The organism is uncultured Pedobacter sp., assembly GCF_913776295.1.
GTDB lineage: Bacteria > Bacteroidota > Bacteroidia > Sphingobacteriales > Sphingobacteriaceae > Pedobacter.
Window position 1 is genome coordinate 1 of sequence record NZ_CAJYOJ010000041.1, and the last position, 21,808, is coordinate 21,808.

The following is a 21,808-nucleotide window of genomic DNA, read 5'->3' on the forward strand; positions in this document are numbered from 1 at the left end:
CCCTTCGTTTCCGTTGGGGTTGCAAAGGTAAGCATCTTTTCCTAACTTCCAAATAAAATAAATTTTATTTTTCTTTCTTCTTTTTCTGCATCCTCTTATTTCAATATGCTGCTTTTTTCAGCTTCCCGTTTCTTCCGAACCGGGCTGCAAAGGTAGCAATCTTTTTCTATCCCGCAATATTTATTTTAAAATAAATCCCGCTTCCCCTATCGCTCACGCACCTTTTCAGTTTATTGCCCTCTCCTCCGGAGCGGGATGCAAAAGTAGAAAAAATATATTCAACCGCAAAGGTTTTGAAATGATTAATGGAGGTTTCTACGTAACCCTATGGTTTTCAACGGGAAAAATTTTAATCCGAAACAAAACAATTAGGCGTTCTGCCTGTTTATTGCCGTTCTGGACGGCTGCAGGAAATGATAATGTCCGTTGGAAGGGCTGGCGAAAAGATCCGTCGACTACGCCCAGGATGACCGACCGGCCGGAGAAAGCCGTTAAACTTCCGAAGTTCCCCTACGCTAAATCCTTTGATACTTCGGAAGACAACCGCCACCCAAACTCCAGCAGGCAGGCGACAGCAGTGGAAAACCTGGAGCAGAGCGAGGATTTGGAGCGGATAGCGGGGATATCCTTATATAGCGGCACAACAACTGCTTTGCTAAAAAAAGCATTAAATAAGTGACTGATACAACTATCGGGATATTAAACAATAATTAATACTTTTACCGCTTAATAAACCAGCCTTATTATCAATGAAAATTACGCTTAAAACATACTTACCTTTGCTCTTTATCTTTATCGCAAAGCTTGGCCAGGCTCAGCATTACAAAAATGAGCTCGTAGTGATTACTGAGAATGATGCCTACATTGATATTACGAGCGATAAATATTACACCAATGGTTTTTTTATTCAATACAGGCATGCTTTAAATGGTGAGAACCTGAAGAACGGCCGTAGTAAAGAGGTTATTGGTTTTGAACTCGGTCAGAAAATATACAATCCTTATTATAGCTACGCTCCTAACCCTGCCCTGCACGACCGGCCTTTTACCGCCTATCTTTATGGTGAGGCCAATTACAGCAGGTTTTACCAAAACAAACAGCTTTTAAAGGTTTCGGCACAGGTTGGCCTTACTGGTAAGGATGCCCTTGGAGAAGAATTCCAGAAAACTTACCATAAACTGGTTGGCCAAAATCAAATTGCCGGCTGGGAATATGGATTAAATAGCGAACCCACTTTAAATCTGGGCATAGCATACAACAAGCGTCTGTTGGCTACCCCTAACGAAATCTTTGATGTTACCGGAACTACATCAGCAGCGGTGGGCAATGTAATAACCAAAGCAAATATTGGCGCTTTACTCAGATTTGGGAAATTTAATGAAATGGATGGTTCAGCTGCATTTAATAGCCTGGTAAGCAACAATCATCAAAATAATGCTAAACGTAAATATGAACTTTTCCTTTCGGTGGCACCACAATTACACGCTATAGCTTATGACTCCAGCCTACAAGGCGGTCTGCTCCTGAATGATAAGGGACCGATTACCTTTAAGCCGAAGCCAATGGTTTTTACCACGCAGGTAGGTTTAACCTTCGCCATTGCACGCTGGACAGCCAATTATACCGCTACCTTTACTTCAAACGAAGTTAAAAACAGTGCCACCGGCTATCGTTATGCCTATTATAGTCTTGCTTACCGTTTTAGTAAAAACTAATGAAGAAATTACTCATTTTTATTTTCGTTGTTATAGGCTGCTCATTAACAAAGGCTCAAATTGCTCCTGAAAATCATTCTATCATTCTTAAACCCATATTTGGCACACATGTCAATAACGACCAGGGACATTTGTTTCAGGACCAGATTACAGGATTTGATGCGGCTTATTTTAAAGACATCAGCCAGAACAGTGATAAATGGATCGGATTCAGCGGCGCTCAGTCTTATGGGATCGGTTTTGTTTTTAGGGATTTAAGCAAACTGAAAGGCACAAAAGATACTTCGGCCAATGCATTCGGACAAGTATATGGCTTAGTGGCCCAGATGGATTTCCAGTTGTTTAAAATCGGAAAAGCCAAATTTAATTTTACGCCTGGCGTTGGGCTGGGTTACACTAACAAGTATTACTATAATAATACCAAAAACAGGTTTTTGGGAAGTCCGGTTAACGAAATCATTAAAGCAGATTTAGGCATGGAACTGCCAATCGGAAGATATACTGGTCTATTGGCTGGTTTCGGTTTTCTACATGTGTCTAACGGAGGAGCTACTGTTCCCAATGGTGGATTAAATACAGGGAATATCTACATCGGGCTTAAACTCAATAATCCAAAAACCTTAACTACTGCGCAAAAGAGTAATTACACTACTTTACAGCGGAATTCAATTGAGCTTAGTGCCGGTTTGGGCGCGAGGGGCGTATTTGGCAATAGAGCGAAAAGCTTATACAAAAGCGGGATTTATGCGGGTTACAATTTTTACCTGAATGATGTCATGTCGCTTAAGGCAGGGGCCGATGCAGTTTATTATTATACCACCTTCGATCCGGATAAATTTAATGATACATTCCAAAACTACGGTACTTCGTATGACAGATGGCGCACAGGCCTTAGTATCGGTGCTGACATCAATTTATGGCGGGTAACGGTTGCGGCTCAGATCGGGAAATACATCCACTATAACCGATTGATGGAAAAAGCAAACTGGTACTGGACATTTGGACCGACTTTTAATATCACCCCACATTTGGGTTTACAGGCCAAAACCTATATGCACTTTGCCCAGGCTGATTACGTAAACTGGGGGATCGTATACCGGTTTTAATATTGCCCGGTACTGAGCAACACTAAAGTACAGGCCTCAACCGGTTCAATATCATGCAGATCCAGTAATTTCTCCAGTTCGTAATTTTCGGTTCCGGGATTGAAGATGACTCTTTTTGGTTTTGTAGCCAGAATATAATCGTGGTATTGCGGCTGCAGAGCAGGACCAATATATAAAGTAATGGTATCTATATCCTGATGGATTTCTCCGGGCTTTTCAATTTCAACACCTGCTACTTCTCCCTTCTTGATGCCAACATTAACAATGTCATGATTGAAACGCCTGAGCATATGGGCTGCCTTGTATGCATACCTGGATGGATCTGGCGATGCGCCTATAATTAAAGTCTTTTTCATTTGAGTTTGATTACACAGATTTAAGGATTACACAGATGATGGTAACACCGTTTAAAATTTGGATAACAATGCGATCTGGCCGGAGTGATAGGCGTGGTGCTGTGCCAAACCACTTAAAAGCTCCGCATTGGTTACCCCGGTGCCTAGCGCCGGATTACGTTCATTTTTTACTTCCTCGTCCCACTGGTTGTCTTTTAAGCTTTCGCATAGGCGGATCAGTTCTTCGTTCGCAATCTTAAAATCAAAAATAATGCGTTCCCATGCCTGGGCTGTCCGTTCTTCAGGTTCTGGCCAATCACCCCTTTCGGGCTCAGCAGCTGGTTTACCGATCAACCTGGAAGAAACTTCTTCTGTCCACGCGGTTAAATGCAAGGCTATTTCTGCAATAGAATGCGCACCGGGAACAAAATGACTGAATGCGCCTTCTGGATTAACGTTATTAAGCGTTTGCATCACATGGTTACCATGCCAGGCATCTCCGTTAAAGGCTTTTTTTATTTCGTTCGTAATACTAAACATGCCAAAGTAACAATTGGCATGCTATAAAGTTTGTCAAGATGCGTTCAATATTGCATTTGCACAGTTAATTCCATCGATTGCTGCCGAGACAATTCCACCGGCATAACCTGCTCCTTCCGCACAAGGATATAAACCTTTTACCTGAGGATGCTGGTAAGTCTCTTTATCTCTCGGAATCCTGACCGGCGAGGAAGTTCTGCTCTCTACCCCTACCAAAATGGCTTCGTTGGTATAATAACCTTTAATTTTTTTTCCAAACAACGGCAATGCCGCACGCAGGCTATCTGACACGAAATGGGGCAGAATATTATCGAGCATGGAACTCTTTGTACCAGGCAGATAGGAGTTTTTTGGTAAATCGATCGATAATTTATTGTTCACAAAATCAACCATTCGCTGTGCAGGAGCCACCAAATTACCACCGCCGGCCTCAAAAGCCATTTTTTCAATTTCCGATTGAAAATGTAACATTCTTAGCGGATCATAACCTTGAACATCATTTAACGTAACCTGCACTACTGTTCCGGAATTGGCATAAGGGTTATTCCGTTTGGATGGCGACCAGCCGTTAACTACAATCTCATTCTCACCAGTGGAACAAGGCGCAATGATACCCCCGGGACACATACAAAAAGAAAATACCCCACGTGCACCAACCTGCTCAACTAAACTGTAATAAGCTGGTGGTAAAAATTCAGAGCGGATATCGCAATGGTACTGCGCCGAATCAATAATGGACTGAGGATGTTCAATCCGTACACCTAAAGCAAACGGTTTTGCCTCAATTAAGATATTTTTACTGTTCAATAATTCGTACACATCCCTTGCAGAATGACCTGTCGCCAGGATGATGTCATCTGCCCACAACTTTTCCTCAAAATTTATCTCAATACCTTTTACCTTTCCAAATTCGACTAAAATATCTGTCATCCGGCTATCGAACATCACTTCACCTCCCGCATTCAGGATGGTATCTTTTATCGAAGTGATGATATGGGGAAGTTTGTTGGTGCCGATATGTGGACGGGCATCGATAGCAATATCGGCCTCAGCGCCGTGATTTACAAAAATCTGAAGTACTTTATTGATGTCGCCCCGTTTGTTAGAGCGTGTATATAGCTTACCGTCAGAATAGGTTCCGGCACCACCTTCGCCATAACAATAATTAGATTCGGTATTCACCAAACCTTGTTTATTTATGGCTGCCAGATCTCTCCTTCGCTGTTTAACATCTTTACCTCTTTCGATAATAATGGGTTTTAGTCCATTTTCTATGCATTGCAGGGCCGCAAACAAACCCGCCGGACCAGCGCCGATAATAATTACAGGTTTGGCATCGCTCACATTGGGATAGTTAATATTATAAACTTCGGGAACAGCTTCTTGATCAACAAAAACTCTTACCTGTAAACGGAAAATAACCTTCCTGGAACGGGCATCGATCGATCTTTTCAGAATTTCGTAGCCTTTTATCCTCGTTTCGGAAAGTTTTAACCCATCGGCAAGTTTTTGTTTAATAACTTCAGCCTGCTCAACCTGATTAGGGAGCAAAGTAATTTCGATGTCTTTTTGCATAACCAGTCAGGTTTTTATCCTGAACGGTTACAAAGATAATCATCTGGAAAGAATATTTGTTGATTTCCAGAATACACCCCGAAATTTATTTGCTGCCGAATGCTTAATTTTTCTTTTTTTAAAAAGCAGTTTCAACATTCCATAGGTCGGTTTCTCCCCGCTCTACCTTCTGCCCCGGTGAAGGCCGGGGGCATCCGTTGGATCGGGTTTAATTAGGTTGTTTTTCTGCTACTATGCCGGTTTTCTGTGCACACCCCAAAGTTTTTAGCCCCGATCTGAGCAGGCATCCCGATTTTAAGCACCGGTTTGTGTTATACTTTGGTGTGCTTGCTTATTTCACAGGTTTCTATGGGGATAAAGCGGATGAGCGGGAACGAACATTAAAAAAAAGCGAAAGACCTTGAGCTCCAAAACAAAAAACCAGCTTTGATATGCGCCGATTTATTATTCAATTGCCATCAGAATATCGCAAATTTCAACTTACTAAATTCCTGTGGCGCTTGTCAACCTGTCAGATAAATACCGAAAGTGTAACAAAGGCATGCAATTTGATATCTAATTCGTAAATTGATCAATCAATTCTATTAAAAAGACAAAATCATAAAAATGAAAAGATTAATATTTGGATTTTTAGCTGCAGTTATTGCAGTAAGCACTTTAAGTTCGTGCGGTTATAACAGTATGGTGAAATTGGATGAAAACGTTAAATCGAAATGGGGAACGGTGCAAACCCAATACCAAAGAAGAGCAGATTTGATTCCGAACCTGGTAGCTACCGTAAAAGGCGCGGCGAAATTTGAGCAGGGTACGCTGACCGCGGTGACTGAAGCACGTGCAAAAGCGACACAAATGACCGTGAATACAGATGATTTATCACCAGAAAACATCAAAAAATTCCAGGCTGCACAAGGAGAATTGAGCCAAGCTTTGGGTAAATTATTATCCATTACCGAAAATTACCCTGAATTAAGAGCTACGCAACAATTCAGCGATTTATCAGCACAATTAGAAAGTACAGAAAACAGGATTACAGTTGCCCGTAAAGATTTTAACGATGCGGTGCAAGAATATAATGGCAAAATCAGGTCTTTCCCTACTAATTTAACAGCTGGAATGTTCGGATTTAAACCTAAAGGATATTTTGAGGCTGATGCTTCTGCTAAGGATGCACCTAAAGTAGAATTTTAATATTCCCAACACAACAGAAAAGGGGTAGTGAATGTTTATCAGCTAAACATTTATTACCCTTTTTACTTCATATAAAAATAAGTACATGTCGTTATTTTCAGATATTGAACAAGAAAGAATAGCAAATGCAATCTCCGATGCAGAAAGAGCAACCTCCGGAGAAATCAGAATTGCCATTGATAAACATTGTGCAGGTGATCCGTATGAAAAAGCCACCGAGTATTTTGCTAAGCTGGATATGGATAAAACTGCGCAAAGAAATGGTGTGCTGATCTATCTGGCACATGCCGACCATAAATTTGCCATTATCGGTGATATTGGTATCCATCAAGTGGTACCTGATAACTTCTGGGAAACCACAAAAATTGCCATGACAGCGCATTTTGCAAAAGGCAATTTGGCCGATGGCATTATTGCAGGTATAGCATTGGCTGGAGAAAAGTTAGCTTTGTTTTTTCCTCCGCAAAAAGGCGATATTAATGAATTGCCGAACGATATTGTTTTTATGGACAAGCTAGAGAACAAATAAGAGATGAAGAAAATATTCCTTTTATCATTATTCAGTTTATTATTCGCCTTTGCTTTTGCGCAGGATTTCCCGGAAAAGCCCAATACTTTGGTCAACGATTATGCTAATGTCTTATCATCAGATCAGAAACAGGCACTCGAAAATAAACTGGTAACCTTTAACGATTCGTCATCTACTCAGATTGCCGTTGCTATTTTAAAGTCCATTGGCGATTATGATATTAATGAATATGCTGTAGAACTCGGCAGAAAATGGGGTGTTGGGCAAAGTGGCAAAAACAATGGCATTATGATCGTAGTGGCCGTGGGCGACCGTAAAATCTCCATTCAAACCGGTTATGGTCTGGAAGGTGCTTTACCTGACATTTATGCCAAGCGTATTATTGATAACGATATTAAACCCAATTTTAGAGCTGGGAACTATTATGCAGGTCTGGATGAAGCGACCACATCCATTATCAAATATACCAGAGGCGAATATAAAAATGATAATCCGAAAGCTTCTTCTAAAAAAGGTGGTTCAGGTAGCATCGTCATCATTATTATTATTGTAATTGTGATCATCATCATCATACGCAAAGGTGGCGGAGGCGGAAGCGAGGTAATTGGCGGACGAGGAGCGTCTAACGCACTATTTTGGGCGATGCTGTTTGGAAGCGGCGGTGGCCGAAGCAGCGGTGGCTGGGGAGGTGGTTCATCTGGCGGAGGCGGTGGCGGATTTGGTGGTTTTGGCGGCGGCAGTTTTGGCGGGGGCGGTAGTAGTGGAAGCTGGTAGCAGTAGTTCATAGTCCATAGTCCATAGTCCATAGTCCAAGTCCATAGTCCATAGTCCATAAGTTGGAACTTTTTTACAGTTTGAAAGTTCCACAACGTTATAACTTTGCAACAATTAAACATTACAACCCTAATGTACAGAAGAGATTTAATTACAGCTGAAATACAGAAACTGGCCCAGGTTTTGGCCCGCATTATGGGGCTCAAATTAGAAGGTAAGTTGGCAGAGGCCAATCAACTTTTTGATGAAACTATGGCCGGCGGCTTTCAACTGCCAAAAGAAATTCTTGAAAACGAAGACTTCTCTGTTTTTGAAAATTGGCTCGCTGAAGGTAATCTCCCCCCGGAAAAACTCGACTCGTTAAGCGAATTTTTATACTACGAGTTAGGGGTAAGCCAGGAGCGTAATCAGATCATTGCGCCAAAACTTAATTTAGTGTATCAATACTTGTCTGATGAGCATAAGATCGTACATTTGGTGAACCTGCACCGACAGAAAACAATACAACAATACCTGCGCTGAGCGCTAAGCGCGTGGCGCCAAACAAAATAAACAACATAAATAAATGATTATAGAGAAGTGGCAGAAACTTGCCTCTAAATATTTAGTACGCGAACAGTGGGCCACCTTGCGCGTTGACGAAGTAAAACTTCCGGATGGCGTGGTAAAAGATGATTATTATGTTTTAGAGTATCCAAACTGGGTAAATGCTGTTGCATTAACGGAAGAAGGGAAAATAATTATGGTGCGCCAGTACCGCCATGCTGCCGATATTGTTTCACTTGAAGTTCCGGGCGGTGTGATTGATGGGGATGAAGCCCCGGAATTTGCCGTTAAACGTGAGCTTTTGGAAGAAACCGGCTACAGTTTTAAAACCTGCAAACTTATTGCAGAACTTTATCCCAATCCGGCAACCTCAAACAACAGAACCTTCACTTATTTCTTAACAGGTGGTATCAAAACCCATGAACAGCATTTAGATGAACATGAAATTTTAAATGTTGAAGAATATACGGTTAATGAGGTAAAGCAACTGCTTATGGAAAATAAAATTGCTCAGGCTTTACATGTTGCAGCTTTGTTTTACGGACTCGAAGAACTAGCCAAAGCTTGATAAAATCTGAGATAGGCCCCTTATTCCCATCTCAAAAATTACAGGTAAAAAAAGCAGCCAGATTTTAAACATCTGGCTGCTTTTTTATGAAGCAATAAGCCTGTAACGGCTAGCTCATTTTTAATTTCTTTTGGATATCGTGTACGTAAGCTTTAAACTTCTTATCCGTATCGATTAAGTCTTCTACCGTTTGGCAAGCATAAATTACGGTACTGTGATCGCGGCCGCCGAAGAAAGCACCGATTGTTTTTAGTGATGATTTAGTATGACTCTTTGAAAGGTACATCGAAATCTGACGGGCCTGAACAATTTCGCGTTTACGTGTTTGCGATTTCACCATATCAACAGGAACTTCAAAATATTCACAAACCAATTTCTGGATATATTCCATCGAAATTTCTTTTGAGGTATTTTTGATAAAGTTCTTCAACATTTGCTTCGCCAGGGCTAAATCGATTTCCTTTTTATTCAAAGTGGCCTGTGCTAAAAGTGATACCATAGCACCTTCCAGCTCACGCACATTATTATCAATGTTATGTGCTACATATTCTACCACCTCACCTGGTAACTCAATACCATCTGCATACATCTTTTTCCTTAAAATAGCGATGCGTGTTTCCAAATCAGGCACCTGTAAATCTGCAGACAAACCCCATTTAAAGCGACTCAATAAACGCTCTTCCAAGCCAGCTAAATCTTTTGGTGCTTTATCAGATGTTAAAATTACCTGTTTGCCCGATTGATGCAAGTGATTAAAAATGTGGAAGAAAATATCCTGTGTTTTTTCTTTGCCCGCGAAGTTGTGTACATCATCCATGATGATGACATCCATTGCCTGGTAAAAGTTAACGAAATCGTTGATGGTGTTGTTTTTTAAGGAATCTACAAACTGCTGACAGAATTTCTCACAACTTACGTAGATTACCAATTTATCTGGCATGCTGCGTTTAATCTCATTACCGATTGCCTGCGCCAGGTGTGTTTTACCCAAACCAACTCCACCGTAAATCATTAAAGGATTAAAAGATGTTCCCCCTGGTTTAGCCGCTACAGCGTAACCTGCAGAACGTGCAAGGCGGTTGCAATCTCCCTCGATATAATTTTCGAAAGTGTAGTTAGCGTTTAATTGTGGATCAACATTTAATTTTTTTAATCCAGGGATAATAAATGGATTTTTAATATCCTTATTGATGGAAACCGGAATCGGCATCGATTGTACCTTTGCCTCCGCTCCGTTTCCATTTGAGGGCATATTGGTAGTATAAGGATTACCGCTGTTTGATGATTTATCTACAACGATGTTATATTCCAACCTGCCATCCTCTCCAAGTTGTTTTTTTACAGTCTTGCGCAGCAAGCCCACATAATGTTCTTCAAGCCATTCGTAAAAGAACAAACTTGGCACCTGTATGGTTAAAACCTTGCCTTCCAATTTAAGAGCCGTTATTGGCTCGAACCAAGTTTTAAAACTTTGGCCCGGAATATTATCCTTAATAATTTGAAGACAGTTCTTCCATACTTCTGTACAAGTTTTTTCCATTGCGATTTCTATAATTTATTGGTTTACAGTACCTATTCGAATTAAAGGGATGGTCCGTTTAGGGACTACGAATATTGAGAAAATTATCAACATTTTAAACAAAAATTTCAAATAAATCGTAACCTACTGATAAGGAATAGCCTAGCCTACTTAACCTCAATTTTTTATGTTGATAACTATTTATTAACACCGGTTATCCACATTAAATGCGATCTATGATCAATATCTGTTCATCATTTCGAATCGCTGCTGGAAAAGCAAAATCTGCGCCATTTTAGATTCGGCTTAACCGTTTTAGCACTCTTAAATATCAAATAAACTGGAAATCAAAGCCATAACTTTCATAAATTGATTTTACTTTAAAAAAACCGTTTGAAATATTTTATTGGAATAGATTATTGTATGATTTTTTTGACAGTTTAGGGTAAGATTTTGAAATAAGCAACAAGATTGCGGATCCTTTACCGGCTACTCATAAAAGCCGAACGCCTGTCGGGTTCCACCGGTAATAAAATACAGGAACAAGCGGTTACGGTTAATTAGTAAACACCAAAAACATCTCTGAATACATTTGCAATTTCGCCAAGTGTAGCATATTTTTCAACGGCATCTATAATCAAAGGCATCAGGTTGGTATTGCCTTTGGCTGCTTCACGTAATTGCTTTAGCGACTGTTCAACCGCAACCTGATCGCGGGTTGATTTTAAATGATCCAGCTTTTCAGCTTGCAGCTTACGGATCGAATCATCTATATTAAATACCTCGGTTAGCCCCTCCTCTTTTTGTGTAAATTTATTTACCCCTACCGAAATTCTTTCGCCGTTTTCGATTTCTTTTTGATATTGATAAGCGGCGCCGGCAATTTCATTTTGCATATAGTCGCTTTCAATGGCATTAACTGATCCCCCCATAGCGTCTATCCGATCGATATAAGCCCAGGCTGCAGCCTCTACATCATCGGTTAAGCTTTCTACAAAGAACGATCCCGCCAATGGATCTACCGTATCGGTAACTCCGCTTTCAAAGGCAATAATCTGCTGGGTACGTAGCGCAATTTTAGCTGCCGATTCTGTTGGAAGCGAAAGTGCTTCGTCGTAGCCGTTGGTATGTAAGGACTGGGTTCCGCCTAAAATTGCAGCCATAGCCTGGTTACTTACCCTGATCACATTGTTTAAGGGTTGTTGCGCAGTTAATGTCGAACCTCCGGTTTGGGTATGAAACCTCAACATTTGCGCCTTTTCATCCGTAGCACCTAAATCCCTGGTAATTTTCGCCCACATCCGCCTTGCAGCCCTAAACTTGGCTATTTCTTCAAAGAAATTGTTATGGCAATTGAAGAAGAATGACAAACGTTTTGCAAAAACATTAATATCCAAACCTTTATCTAAGGCCGCTTTTAGATAAGTTTTGCCATTAGCCAACGTAAAAGCCAGTTCTTGTACCGCGGTAGATCCGGCTTCACGAATATGGTAACCAGAAATGGAAATAGTATTCCATTTCGGTAATTCTTTACTGCAAAACTCAAAAATATCCGTAATTAAACGCATTGATGGCTTGGGTGGATAGATATATGTACCTCTTGCGGCATACTCTTTTAGAATATCATTCTGTATCGTACCCGAAATCTGTTTTAAATCTGCACCTTGTTTTTTGGCCAGCGCAATATACATGGCCAATAAAATCGAAGCCGTTGCATTGATCGTCATCGAGGTTGTAATGTCTTTCAATCCGATACCATCAAATAGAATTTCGATATCCTTTAGCGAATCGATAGCTACACCAACTTTACCTACTTCTCCATCAGCCATTTCATGATCAGAGTCGTAACCAATTTGAGTCGGAAGATCAAAAGCAACAGACAAACCAGTTGTGCCCTGAGCCAATAAATAATGATAACGTTTGTTTGATTCTTCAGCTGTCGAAAAACCGGCATACTGCCGCATCGTCCACAAGCGTCCACGGTACATATCCTTCTGAATTCCCCTGGTAAAAGGAAATTCTCCGGGCCGTTCTTCCATCGGCTTAGCTTCGGTATACAATGCTTTGATTTCGATACCAGATGTGGTGGTGTGCTTTTTTTCACTCATTTGGTTAGTTTATTAATTCAGTGGTTCATTAGGCATTTATTGGTTCATAGCCAATAGTTGATAGTTCATAGCTTATTTAGTTAATTGCTGAAACTGGTTAATCGGTTACCTTAGTATTGAGGTTAATCGTTTAAACCGGTTAATTGGTTAACTGTAGAATTACCTATGATCGGACTTTGGTTAACCAATTTAACAATTAACCAGTTACCCCCTATTAATACAGTTAACCCTAAAAAAGCCTGTGAATGTCTTTCTTAATTAATTCAATTGTTAAATCATATGGATTTTCCTCTATACCGGCCATATGCTGCAAAATGGCTTTGCTGAGTTCAATTCCATTTGCATCAGCTGCTAAACCTTGTACTGCGTTGTTTACCATGGCAATGGTATCTTCTTTTAACTTTCGCACTACTCCCCATGTTACACTATCTATGTACAACTGTTGGGTAATGTTATGCTGATATTCCGAACGGACCTCATTTAAAATAGCAGCTTGTAAAGTATTGATGGCAATCCCTTGCTGGTGCAGGCGAACCAACAAATTGGCGGGGTTAATGCGGTCAACAAATATCATTAAACGCTCATGAGCCTGTAAGCGAAGGGGTAAAATATGCGCCCGGCTTTCTTTATTAAGCTCGATGGTTTTTAAGTTAAAGAAACGTTGGATATCGTTCCTTAAAATATAATAAACGGCCATCAACGCCATGAAAACTCCTGCAAATAAGATTATTACATCAACTAAAATCTGTGTTGTATTCATAAGTATTGTTTAAGTACAGTAATATTAACTGAACGTTAAAAGCAAAAATGTACATTATTATTTATATTTGTAACAGATAAAATTTAAATAACATGAGCACAACAGTTGATACAGCATTTGCACCAGTTAGTTTTTCTGAAGGGGCAGCCAAAGAGTTATATAAATTAAAAGATCAGCAGGAAATTGGCGATGATTATGGATTGCGCGTTGGCGTAGAAGGTGGTGGCTGTGCCGGCATGAATTACGTTTTAGGTTTTGATCAGAAAAAAGATGGCGATCAGGAATTTTTGATCGATGGCATTAAAGTTTTCATGAACAAAGCACACCAGATGTACTTAATGGGTATGATGATCGATTGGCAGGACGGCCTAAATTCGCGTGGCTTTACCTTCATTAACCCTAATGCAACCAGTACGTGCGGCTGCGGTACGAGTTTCTCTGCGTAAATAAAATATTATTGTAACATATCGTGCAGTCCCCTTGTCTAAACATCGGGACTTTTTTTATTTTTACACATAAAGGCTTAAGGCAAAAGGTATAGGGTAGAAGGTTAATCCCATCTTCATACTTGATACTCAATACTTGAATTGGCACTTACAATAAATGAATTACAGAGAAAACATCCGACTGGCATTAGAATCCATTAAAGCGAACCGCTTGCGTACTATGCTTACCGCCTTAATTATTGCCATTGGTTTAATGGCTTTGGTGGGGATTTTAACCACGCTGGATGCTGTAAAGAAAAGCATGACAGATGCTTTCAGTAGTATGGGGGCCAACTCATTTACCATCCGGAACCGTGGTACGGGGATCAGGATTGGAAACGGGAAAAGGCCTAAACCTTTTAAAGCCATCCGTTACGAAGATGCTGTTAAGTTTAAAGATAGCCTGAACACCCCTGCTACTGTTGCAGTAAGTGTTTTTGCCAGTGGTGGTTCTACTATAAAATACGGCAGTTTAAAAACCAATCCCAATATTAACGTTCAGGGAATTGATGAAAATGGTTTAGCCGCTCAGGGTTTAAACCTCTCACAGGGAAGAAATTTTAGCATTTCTGAAATACAGCTGGGGAGTAATGTTTGTATTGTTGGTGGCGAAGTTGTGGAAAAACTGTTCAAAGATTCAGATCCTCTGGATAAGCTCATCAATGTGGGCAATAACCGGTTTAAAATTGTTGGGATACTGGAGAAAAAAGGATCTAGTATGGGCTTCAGTGGAGACAGGGCCGTTTATGTACCGCTGTTAAAAGCAAAGCAGATTAATGCCAACGCCAATCCATCGTATACCATTACCGTAATGGTACCCAATAATGATATGCAGGAAAACATTATTGGCGAATCTACTGCCCTATTCAGAAATATCCGCAAAGTAAAGGTTAACGAATCCAATAATTTCGAGATAACCAAAAGCGATGCCATAGCGCAAACACTGTTTGAAAACCTGGCCTTTGTGGCTATTGGCGGCGTGGCAATCGGTATTATCACTTTAATTGGAGCCTCCATAGGTTTAATGAATATCATGCTGGTTTCGGTTACCGAACGTACCCGCGAAATTGGTATCCGTAAAGCTATTGGTGCCAATCCCAAAGTAATTCGTCGCCAGTTTTTAATTGAGGCTGTCGTAATTTGTTTAATGGGTGGTATATTCGGTATTTTCCTTGGAATCGTTTTAGGAAACCTGATTTCGCTGGCTATGGGCGGTTCATTCTTAATTCCATGGTTGTTTATTTTTGGCGGCTTTGTACTGTGCGTATTTGTAGGTATACTGTCTGGTTATTATCCTGCAAAAAAAGCTTCCAGATTGGATCCTGTAGAAGCATTAAGGTATGAATAATCTGATCAGTAACTTACCTGTTCAAATTTAAAAGGCAATAGTTCTTTGTTGATGGTTGGCTATTTATGACTTAGCTAAGGACAAATAAAAATGTATAAGTGGTCATAAAAAGTTTATCCTGCTACAGTTTCGTGAAACAGTTTCAGGATGACGAAACCACGTTAGCAGGATGAAAAGCAAATATATGAATGCCAAATAAAACCTTAAAGCAAAGTGTTATTCAACTGATGTTGTGTAAGCAGCTGTTGCATTGAGGGAGTGCTGAGGCTGTTTTCGAGTGCTACTGCATGTTTTAAATGATGCATATCGCTACCCAAAAAATCGATCAGATGTTTATCGACCATGCTTTCTGCGGCTTTTTTCGCTCCCGTTCCGTAATAACCTGTTAGTGCAATAGCATTTAACTGGAACAGACAGCCTGTTTCTCTGATCTGATGATAGTTTTCGAAATTATAATGATAGTACGAATATCTTTCGGGATGAGCCAAAACGGGTTTGTAACCGGCATCTTGCATTATTTTTATAAAATCAATAAGGTTTTGAGGCGGATTGATGTAAGAGAGTTCGAACAAAAGGTAGTGTTCTCCAAAGGTTAGCACCTCTTTCTGCCTCACTTTTTTTTCCAACGTTTCATCCAGGTAATATTCAGCGGCAGCCTCAACAACTAAACCAATACCATGTTCTTCCAAACCTTTTCTCAACAAATCCAATCCGCGGTTAATGGTAGCTGGTGTATTACGGAAATAATCGGCCATGATATGCGGCGTGGCAATCAATTTCTGATAACCTAAGGCTTTAAACTTTTTAGCGAGCAGCAATGCATCTTTAAGATCTTTTGCACCATCATCAATCCCAGGGATAATATGGGAATGCATGTCGGTCTTAATACCGGAAAAATTCAATTCGGGCACTATTTTTTTTTTCTTTTTAAATAATCCGAACATCATGATAGGTTATGGCCTTAACTAATCTCTGGTGGCAAATTTTCGGCTTCTGCTGCACCAGCCAATTTCGAGGAATATATTTTGTCAAGCAGCTGATTCACGCTTCCACTTAAATCAAACTGCAGATCTTCGTGAAGTTTTTTAAATTTATTGATGGTTACCGTGACCGTTTTAATGTAATAAACACTAAAAAGCATCATAAAATCACGGTAACCAAAAATTGATTTTTTATAATCTAAGGGGATGATATTCAGAATATACAGCTTTAGTTCCACTTCTCCAACGGGATCTTTGGTTACTTTGTAAAAATGATTCACAGAAGTAATCATCTTCCTTACCTTTACCAAAGCTTCTTTGGCATTTAGCTGTTTGAGAAGTGAAATCTGCTCAGCTACATCAGCTTTAATCCTTTCTTTCCGATCTTCCAGATCGGTTTCATCCTCTAACAATTTATAATGAAGGTGTTCAGTAAGCACTTTATCTTTTGCTACCAAACGCAATAACAGCTTGTCTTTTTCTTTAACAGGCAGTCCGGTAATGGCAGTTTTTAAGTCTTTGTGCTCTGATAACTTCATTTAAAAAGGATTAGCCTTAATATATTTTTCCCATTCCCAAGCCGAGCGCATCATTTCATTGATATCAAGTTCGGCCTTCCAACCCAGTTCGTTATTCGATTTTTGTACATCGCCGTATACCTTCACTACATCTCCAGCTCTTCTAGGTCCTATTTTATAGTCCAATTTTTCGCCGTTTACCTTTTCAAAAGCCGCAATAATCTCTAAAACCGACGATCCTTTACCTGTACCGATATTGAAAACATCATAATTGCCGTTCGGGTTTCCATCTTCTAATTTTTTTATGGCCGCAACGTGCGCTTTTGCAAGATCAACCACGTGGATATAATCGCGGATAGCTGAACCATCCGGCGTATCATAATCATTGCCATAAACTGTAATTGGACCACGTTTGCCAATAGCCGATTGGGTAATGAAAGGAACCAGGTTTGCGGGCACGCCATTTGGCAATTCGCCGATTAAAGCAGTTTCATGCGCACCAACCGGATTAAAATAACGTAACGCGATTACATTTAAATCAGGAGTTACCGCAGCAGTTTCTGCCAAAATTTCTTCAGCAATCTGTTTGGTATTTCCGTAAGGAGATTCTGCTTTCTGCACAGGTGCGGCTTCGGTTACGGGCAAAGTTTCGGGCTGGCCATAAACCGTACATGATGAAGAAAACACAAAATTAATTTTCCTGTTAAATGAGGTAAGTAGGTTAATCAATCCGTAAAAGTTGTTTTTATAATATTTTAACGGTTGCTCTACTGATTCTCCTACCGCTTTAGAAGCTGCAAAATGAATAATTCCATCAATATCGGTATTATTATCTGCAAATTCCTGCACCGCTTTTTCATCCCGGAGATCAATTTCATGAAAATCGAACCATTTGCCGGTAATGGCATGCAGCTGGGTTAAAATTTTGATATTCGAGTTGGAAAGGTTATCAATGATGATAACTTCATACCCTGCGTTGTGTAATTCTACTGCGGTGTGCGAACCAATGTATCCTGTTCCGCCGGTTACTAATATTTTTGCCATTTTAACGGTTGAATGTGGTAAAGTCTTTATGATCAATTTTTGCCAAAGCCTCCGGAGGCAATGACTTAAAGTATTCGTATGTAATTTTTAATCCTTCGGCCCGGCCTATTTTTGGCTCCCAACCTAATAGCTCTCTTGCTTTGGTGATATCTGGCCTGCGCTGTTTCGGGTCATCCTGTGGAAGTTCCTTGTAAACAATTTTTTGGGTGGTGCCTGTAAGTTTGATAATTTCCTCACAGAACTGTTTAATGGTAATTTCATCGGGATTACCAATATTAACCGGTTGGGCATAGTTGCTCATCAATAGACGGTAAATACCTTCAATCAGATCATCTACATAACAGAAAGAGCGTGTTTGACTTCCATCACCAAAAACAGTTAAATCTTCACCCCTTAATGCCTGCCCGATAAAAGCAGGTAAAACCCGGCCATCGTTTAGACGCATTCTCGGTCCATAGGTATTAAAAATCCTGACAATCCGGGTTTCTACACCGTGAAAAGTATGATAAGCCATAGTAATCGCTTCCTGAAAGCGCTTGGCCTCATCGTAAACGCCCCGTGGCCCTACCGGGTTTACATTTCCCCAATATTCTTCGGGCTGCGGATTAACATTCGGATCACCATATACTTCTGAAGTTGATGCAATCAGCATCCTTGCATTTTTATTGCGCGCCAAACCCAAAAGATTATGCGTACCCAACGAACCTACCTTAAGGGTCTGGATCGGTATTTTAAGATAATCGATCGGGCTGGCTGGTGACGCGAAATGCAAGATATAATCAAGTTTGCCTGGAATATGAACAAATTTAGAAACGTCGTGGTTATAAAATTCAAAATTTTCTAATTTGAACAGGTGTTCTATATTGGCCATATCCCCTGTAATCAGGTTGTCCATTCCAATAACATGGTAACCTTCCTTTACAAAACGGTCGCAAAGGTGCGAACCTAAAAATCCGGCGGCACCTGTAATCAATATTTTTTTCTGCCCCATTTTAATCTATCAATTTTCTACCAATGCTGTTATAATAATAGCCTAGATCGATCATTTTTTGAAGATCGTATAAATTCCGGCCATCAAAAACAATTTTATTTTTAAGAATGCCATCTATTTTATCAAAATCGGGATTACGAAAAACCGACCATTCTGTTGCAATCAATAATGCATCAGCACCTTCCAGAGCTTCGTATTGGTTTTTGGCGTAGCTTACCTTATCGCCAATAACGTTTTTAACATTCGCCATTGCCTCCGGATCAAATACAGAAACAGTAGCACCATTCTTAACCAGCTCATCAATCATGTATAAGGCGGGTGCCTCTCTGATATCATCGGTTTCCGGCTTAAAAGCCAGGCCCCAAAGGGCAAAATGTTTGCCTTTTATATCACCTTTATAGTATTTTAATACCTTATTCACAAGAACTGTCTTTTGCCTTTCGTTAACTTCCATCACCGATTTAAGGATTTGGAAATCGTAGGCATAATCATCAGATGATTTTACCAAAGCCTGAACATCTTTAGGGAAACATGAGCCACCGTAACCAACCCCCGGAAAAAGGAACCGTTTACCAATACGATCGTCAGAACCTATTCCTCTTCTTACTGCATCTACATCAGCACCTACCCGTTCGCAAAGGTTTGCAATCTCGTTCATGAAAGTGATCTTCGTAGCGAGAAAAGAATTGGCCGCATACTTGGTCAGTTCAGAAGAACGTTCATCCATAAAAAGAATAGGATTACCCTGACGTACGTAAGGCCCATATAATTCTGCCATCAGTTTTTTAGCCTTTTCGCTTTTGGTACCCAGCACCACACGGTCGGGTTTCATAAAGTCATCAACCGCTACGCCTTCCCTTAAAAACTCAGGGTTCGAAACCACATCTACCTCAATTGAAGTATTTTCGGCAAACACAGCTTTTACCTTATCGGCAGTGCCTACCGGAACCGTTGACTTATTTACGATTACCTTATATTCGGTGATCAGTTTGGAAATGTCTTTCGCAGCACCTAAAATATAAGAAAGATCGGCCGCACCATCACCCCCCGGAGGCGTTGGCAATGCCATAAAAATAATCTGCGCTTCTTTTACCGCATCAGCAAGATTGGTAGTAAAGGTTAATCTTTCCTGTTCGATATTTCTATGGAACAAAAGATCTAAACCAGGTTCGTAGATCGGCACTTCGCCAGCCTGCATCTGTTTTACTTTTGCTTCATTAATATCGACACATATTACATCATTTCCTGTTTCTGCTAAACAGGTTCCGGTAACTAAACCTACATATCCGGTACCAATAACGGCTATCTTCATCTGTTAATTTATTTTTATCAGCTATAAACTACCTACAAGTTTATTTATTCAATTGAATGTTAGTTAAAATTGTAGGTTTCCCTATATTTTTAAGCTTTTTAAATATATTCGTTTTATCTTGGCACGAAGATATGAAATTACTTTACATCATCGGAATCCAGGCCTACACTTTGCTCATCAGGATATTTTCATTATTTAATCCTAAGGCTAAATTGTTTATCAAGGGACGCAAAAATATCTTTACCTCAATTGCCCGGAAAATTGATTCTGCTGAAAAACATGTATGGTTTCATTTTGCGTCGTTAGGCGAATTTGAACAAGGCCGGCCGGTTTTAGAAAAATTAAAAGCCCTTTATCCTTCAAAAAAAATTGTAGTTACCTTTTTCTCCCCTTCGGGATATGAAATCAGAAAAAATTATGCCCTGGCAGATGTATTTTATCTTCCGATTGATACCGCTGCTAATGCCAAACGTTTTATAACAGGTATTAACCCTGAAATGGTAATTTTTACCAAGTATGAATTTTGGCATTTCTATTTTAAGGAATTAAAAGACCAGGGCATTCCTTTGTATGTGATTTCTGGAATTTTTAGAGAAAGTCAGGCATTTTTTAAATGGTATGGCGGCTTTTACCGTAATATTTTAAAGTCGGTTACTTACTTTTTTGTACAAAATAAAGAAAGTGAAGATCTTTTAAAATCAATCGGATTACATCAGGTAAGCGTAACTGGCGATACGCGTTTCGACCGTGTTTATGAAAATGCGCAATCGCCTAAACAGCTTAGTATTGTTGAAAGCTTTATTGGTAGCGCCCCAACTATAGTTTGCGGAAGTACCTGGCCCGAAGATGAAAAAATATTATCGGCTTTGCCTCAGCAATACCCTAACTGGAAATTTATCATCGCACCGCACGAGATCCACGAAGGCCACATAGAAAGCATTGAAAAACAGTTTCCAGTGGACAGTATACGGTTTTCAGTTCTCAGTTCTCAGTTGGAAGTTAACAGTGCTCAAATCTCAAATCTAAACTCCAAAATCTTAATCATCGATAACATTGGCATGCTTTCCGCTTTATATCAGTATGGAAAACTGGCTTATATTGGTGGTGGTTTTGGAACAGGTATCCACAATACATTAGAAGCTGCGGCATTTGGATTACCGGTAATTTTCGGACCTAAATACGATAAGTTTCAGGAAGCTAAGGATCTTATTGCCATTGGTGCAGCCAAAAGTATAGCCTCAACCGAAGAACTGATGGATGCCTTCAATGCCTTTGCAAACCACCAACAGGCAGCCGATACAGCCAGAAAATACGTGGACAATAAAAAAGGGGCAACCGACCAGATTATTTCGGTAATGATGAAATTAAATCAGCCTTAACAATCTCTTTAACAATTTCGGGGATACTTTGATCGATTGAAACGGTCAATACATCCGGTTCATCAGCCTGTGGTTCTTCCAGGGTTTCAAACTGGCTTTGCAATAAGCTGGAAGGCATATATTGATGCGAACGCTTCGTAATACGATCGTGAATCAGATCGAAACTCCCTTTTAAATATATAAAATGCATAGATGCATTATCCACTCTCAACAAATCGCGGTAAGATTTTTTAAGTGCAGAACAAGCAATGATACAGTTGGTTTCATGAGCAGCATGTTCTCGGCCAACTTTGGCAATCAACTGCAGCCAATCCAATCGGTCGGCATCTGTTAACGGAATTCCCGCTGCCATTTTATCTACATTCCTTTGCGAATGCAGGTTGTCGCCATCAATAAATTCTGCATTTAATTTTGGGGCCAAGGCTTTTCCAATTACCGTTTTACCACTTCCCGAAACGCCCATTAAGATAATAAAACTTCCCATCTTT

General features: G+C 40.1%; 23 protein-coding genes. 11 read left to right on the top strand and 12 right to left on the bottom strand.

Features of this window, described 5'->3' with window-relative positions:
- Positions 1-298 precede the first annotated feature (298 nt).
- The 3 genes from QZ738_RS07540 to QZ738_RS07550 all read left to right on the top strand — a co-directional run bounded on the left by QZ738_RS07540 (position 299) and on the right by QZ738_RS07550 (position 2,821).
- Positions 299-679, top strand: a complete 381-nt coding sequence (locus QZ738_RS07540; protein ID WP_293786196.1) for a hypothetical protein — start codon at positions 299-301, stop codon at positions 677-679.
- A 70-nt stretch (positions 680-749) separates the two neighbouring features.
- On the top strand, positions 750-1,715 hold the full coding sequence (locus QZ738_RS07545) for a lipid A deacylase LpxR family protein (protein WP_293786198.1): 966 nt from the start codon (positions 750-752) through the stop codon (positions 1,713-1,715).
- Entirely contained in the window at positions 1,715-2,821 is a 1,107-nt protein-coding gene (locus QZ738_RS07550; protein ID WP_293786200.1) for an acyloxyacyl hydrolase, read from the top strand. The genes QZ738_RS07545 and QZ738_RS07550 overlap by 1 nt, the downstream gene beginning before the upstream one ends.
- On the opposite strand, the gene QZ738_RS07555 is transcribed toward QZ738_RS07550, so the two are convergent.
- Genes QZ738_RS07555 through QZ738_RS07565 form a run of 3 tightly spaced genes read right to left on the bottom strand, consistent with a single transcriptional unit; the run spans position 2,818 to position 5,271 of the window.
- The gene (locus tag QZ738_RS07555; protein WP_293786202.1) at positions 2,818-3,177 is read right to left on the bottom strand and encodes a CoA-binding protein; all 360 of its coding nucleotides are present in this window, start codon (positions 3,175-3,177) and stop codon (positions 2,818-2,820) included. The genes QZ738_RS07550 and QZ738_RS07555 overlap by 4 nt on opposite strands.
- A 51-nt stretch (positions 3,178-3,228) precedes the next feature.
- Positions 3,229-3,696: a DinB family protein gene (locus tag QZ738_RS07560; RefSeq protein ID WP_293786204.1), complete on the bottom strand. Its 468-nt coding sequence runs from the start codon at positions 3,694-3,696 to the stop codon at positions 3,229-3,231.
- A 33-nt stretch (positions 3,697-3,729) separates the two neighbouring features.
- A complete protein-coding gene (locus tag QZ738_RS07565) occupies positions 3,730-5,271 on the bottom strand; it encodes an NAD(P)/FAD-dependent oxidoreductase (protein ID WP_293786206.1) in 1,542 nt (513 codons plus the stop codon).
- A 606-nt stretch (positions 5,272-5,877) separates the two neighbouring features.
- Between QZ738_RS07565 and QZ738_RS07570 the strand changes: the two genes are divergently transcribed.
- The 5 genes from QZ738_RS07570 (at position 5,878) to QZ738_RS07590 (ending at position 8,876) form a co-directional block, all read left to right on the top strand.
- Positions 5,878-6,459 (top strand): LemA family protein, encoded by a 582-nt coding sequence (locus QZ738_RS07570; protein ID WP_205058518.1) that lies wholly within the window; start codon positions 5,878-5,880, stop codon positions 6,457-6,459.
- 85 nt (positions 6,460-6,544) lie between these two features.
- Positions 6,545-6,988 (top strand): TPM domain-containing protein, encoded by a 444-nt coding sequence (locus tag QZ738_RS07575; protein WP_293786209.1) that lies wholly within the window; start codon positions 6,545-6,547, stop codon positions 6,986-6,988.
- Positions 6,989-6,991: 3 nt separating this feature from the next.
- A complete protein-coding gene (locus QZ738_RS07580; RefSeq protein WP_293786211.1) occupies positions 6,992-7,762 on the top strand; it encodes a YgcG family protein in 771 nt (256 codons plus the stop codon).
- A 132-nt stretch (positions 7,763-7,894) separates the two neighbouring features.
- The gene (locus QZ738_RS07585) at positions 7,895-8,284 is read left to right on the top strand and encodes a hypothetical protein (protein ID WP_293786213.1); all 390 of its coding nucleotides are present in this window, start codon (positions 7,895-7,897) and stop codon (positions 8,282-8,284) included.
- A 43-nt stretch (positions 8,285-8,327) separates the two neighbouring features.
- Positions 8,328-8,876: an NUDIX hydrolase gene (locus QZ738_RS07590; protein WP_293786215.1), complete on the top strand. Its 549-nt coding sequence runs from the start codon at positions 8,328-8,330 to the stop codon at positions 8,874-8,876.
- A 109-nt stretch (positions 8,877-8,985) separates the two neighbouring features.
- On the opposite strand, the gene dnaA is transcribed toward QZ738_RS07590, so the two are convergent.
- From dnaA to QZ738_RS07605, 3 genes are all read right to left on the bottom strand, one after another.
- Positions 8,986-10,416, bottom strand: a complete 1,431-nt coding sequence (dnaA, locus tag QZ738_RS07595) for a chromosomal replication initiator protein DnaA (RefSeq protein ID WP_293786218.1) — start codon at positions 10,414-10,416, stop codon at positions 8,986-8,988.
- Between the two features lie 539 nt (positions 10,417-10,955).
- On the bottom strand, positions 10,956-12,503 hold the full coding sequence (locus QZ738_RS07600; protein WP_293786220.1) for a methylmalonyl-CoA mutase: 1,548 nt from the start codon (positions 12,501-12,503) through the stop codon (positions 10,956-10,958).
- Between the two features lie 229 nt (positions 12,504-12,732).
- Positions 12,733-13,263, bottom strand: a complete 531-nt coding sequence (locus QZ738_RS07605; RefSeq protein WP_293786222.1) for a hypothetical protein — start codon at positions 13,261-13,263, stop codon at positions 12,733-12,735.
- Positions 13,264-13,355: 92 nt separating this feature from the next.
- Between QZ738_RS07605 and QZ738_RS07610 the strand changes: the two genes are divergently transcribed.
- Together QZ738_RS07610 and QZ738_RS07615 are read left to right on the top strand one after the other, a co-directional pair.
- Positions 13,356-13,709 (top strand): iron-sulfur cluster assembly accessory protein, encoded by a 354-nt coding sequence (locus QZ738_RS07610; RefSeq protein ID WP_293786224.1) that lies wholly within the window; start codon positions 13,356-13,358, stop codon positions 13,707-13,709.
- Between the two features lie 157 nt (positions 13,710-13,866).
- Positions 13,867-15,096, top strand: coding sequence for an ABC transporter permease (locus tag QZ738_RS07615; protein WP_293786226.1), 1,230 nt, complete (start codon positions 13,867-13,869; stop codon positions 15,094-15,096).
- A 203-nt stretch (positions 15,097-15,299) separates the two neighbouring features.
- On the opposite strand, the gene QZ738_RS07620 is transcribed toward QZ738_RS07615, so the two are convergent.
- The 5 genes from QZ738_RS07620 to QZ738_RS07640 are packed head-to-tail and all read right to left on the bottom strand — an operon-like array spanning position 15,300 to position 19,941.
- Positions 15,300-16,043, bottom strand: coding sequence for a CpsB/CapC family capsule biosynthesis tyrosine phosphatase (locus tag QZ738_RS07620; protein ID WP_293786228.1), 744 nt, complete (start codon positions 16,041-16,043; stop codon positions 15,300-15,302).
- Positions 16,044-16,057: 14 nt separating this feature from the next.
- On the bottom strand, positions 16,058-16,615 hold the full coding sequence (locus tag QZ738_RS07625) for a hypothetical protein (protein WP_293786230.1): 558 nt from the start codon (positions 16,613-16,615) through the stop codon (positions 16,058-16,060).
- On the bottom strand, positions 16,616-17,638 hold the full coding sequence (gene galE, locus QZ738_RS07630; RefSeq protein WP_293786232.1) for a UDP-glucose 4-epimerase GalE: 1,023 nt from the start codon (positions 17,636-17,638) through the stop codon (positions 16,616-16,618).
- Position 17,639: 1 nt separating this feature from the next.
- Complete coding sequence (locus QZ738_RS07635) at positions 17,640-18,629, bottom strand: UDP-glucuronic acid decarboxylase family protein (protein ID WP_293786234.1); 990 nt, start codon at positions 18,627-18,629, stop codon at positions 17,640-17,642.
- A gap of 1 nt (position 18,630) precedes the next feature.
- Positions 18,631-19,941, bottom strand: coding sequence for a UDP-glucose/GDP-mannose dehydrogenase family protein (locus QZ738_RS07640; protein ID WP_293786236.1), 1,311 nt, complete (start codon positions 19,939-19,941; stop codon positions 18,631-18,633).
- 131 nt (positions 19,942-20,072) lie between these two features.
- Here QZ738_RS07640 and QZ738_RS07645 point away from each other — a divergent pair, with 131 nt between their 5' ends.
- Positions 20,073-21,320 carry a glycosyltransferase N-terminal domain-containing protein gene (locus tag QZ738_RS07645; RefSeq protein ID WP_293786238.1) on the top strand — a complete coding sequence of 416 codons (1,248 nt, stop codon included), beginning with the start codon at positions 20,073-20,075 and terminating at the stop codon, positions 21,318-21,320.
- Here QZ738_RS07645 and QZ738_RS07650 read toward each other — a convergent pair.
- Positions 21,286-21,804: a gluconokinase gene (locus QZ738_RS07650; protein ID WP_293786240.1), complete on the bottom strand. Its 519-nt coding sequence runs from the start codon at positions 21,802-21,804 to the stop codon at positions 21,286-21,288. The genes QZ738_RS07645 and QZ738_RS07650 overlap by 35 nt on opposite strands.
- Positions 21,805-21,808: the final 4 nt, after the last annotated feature.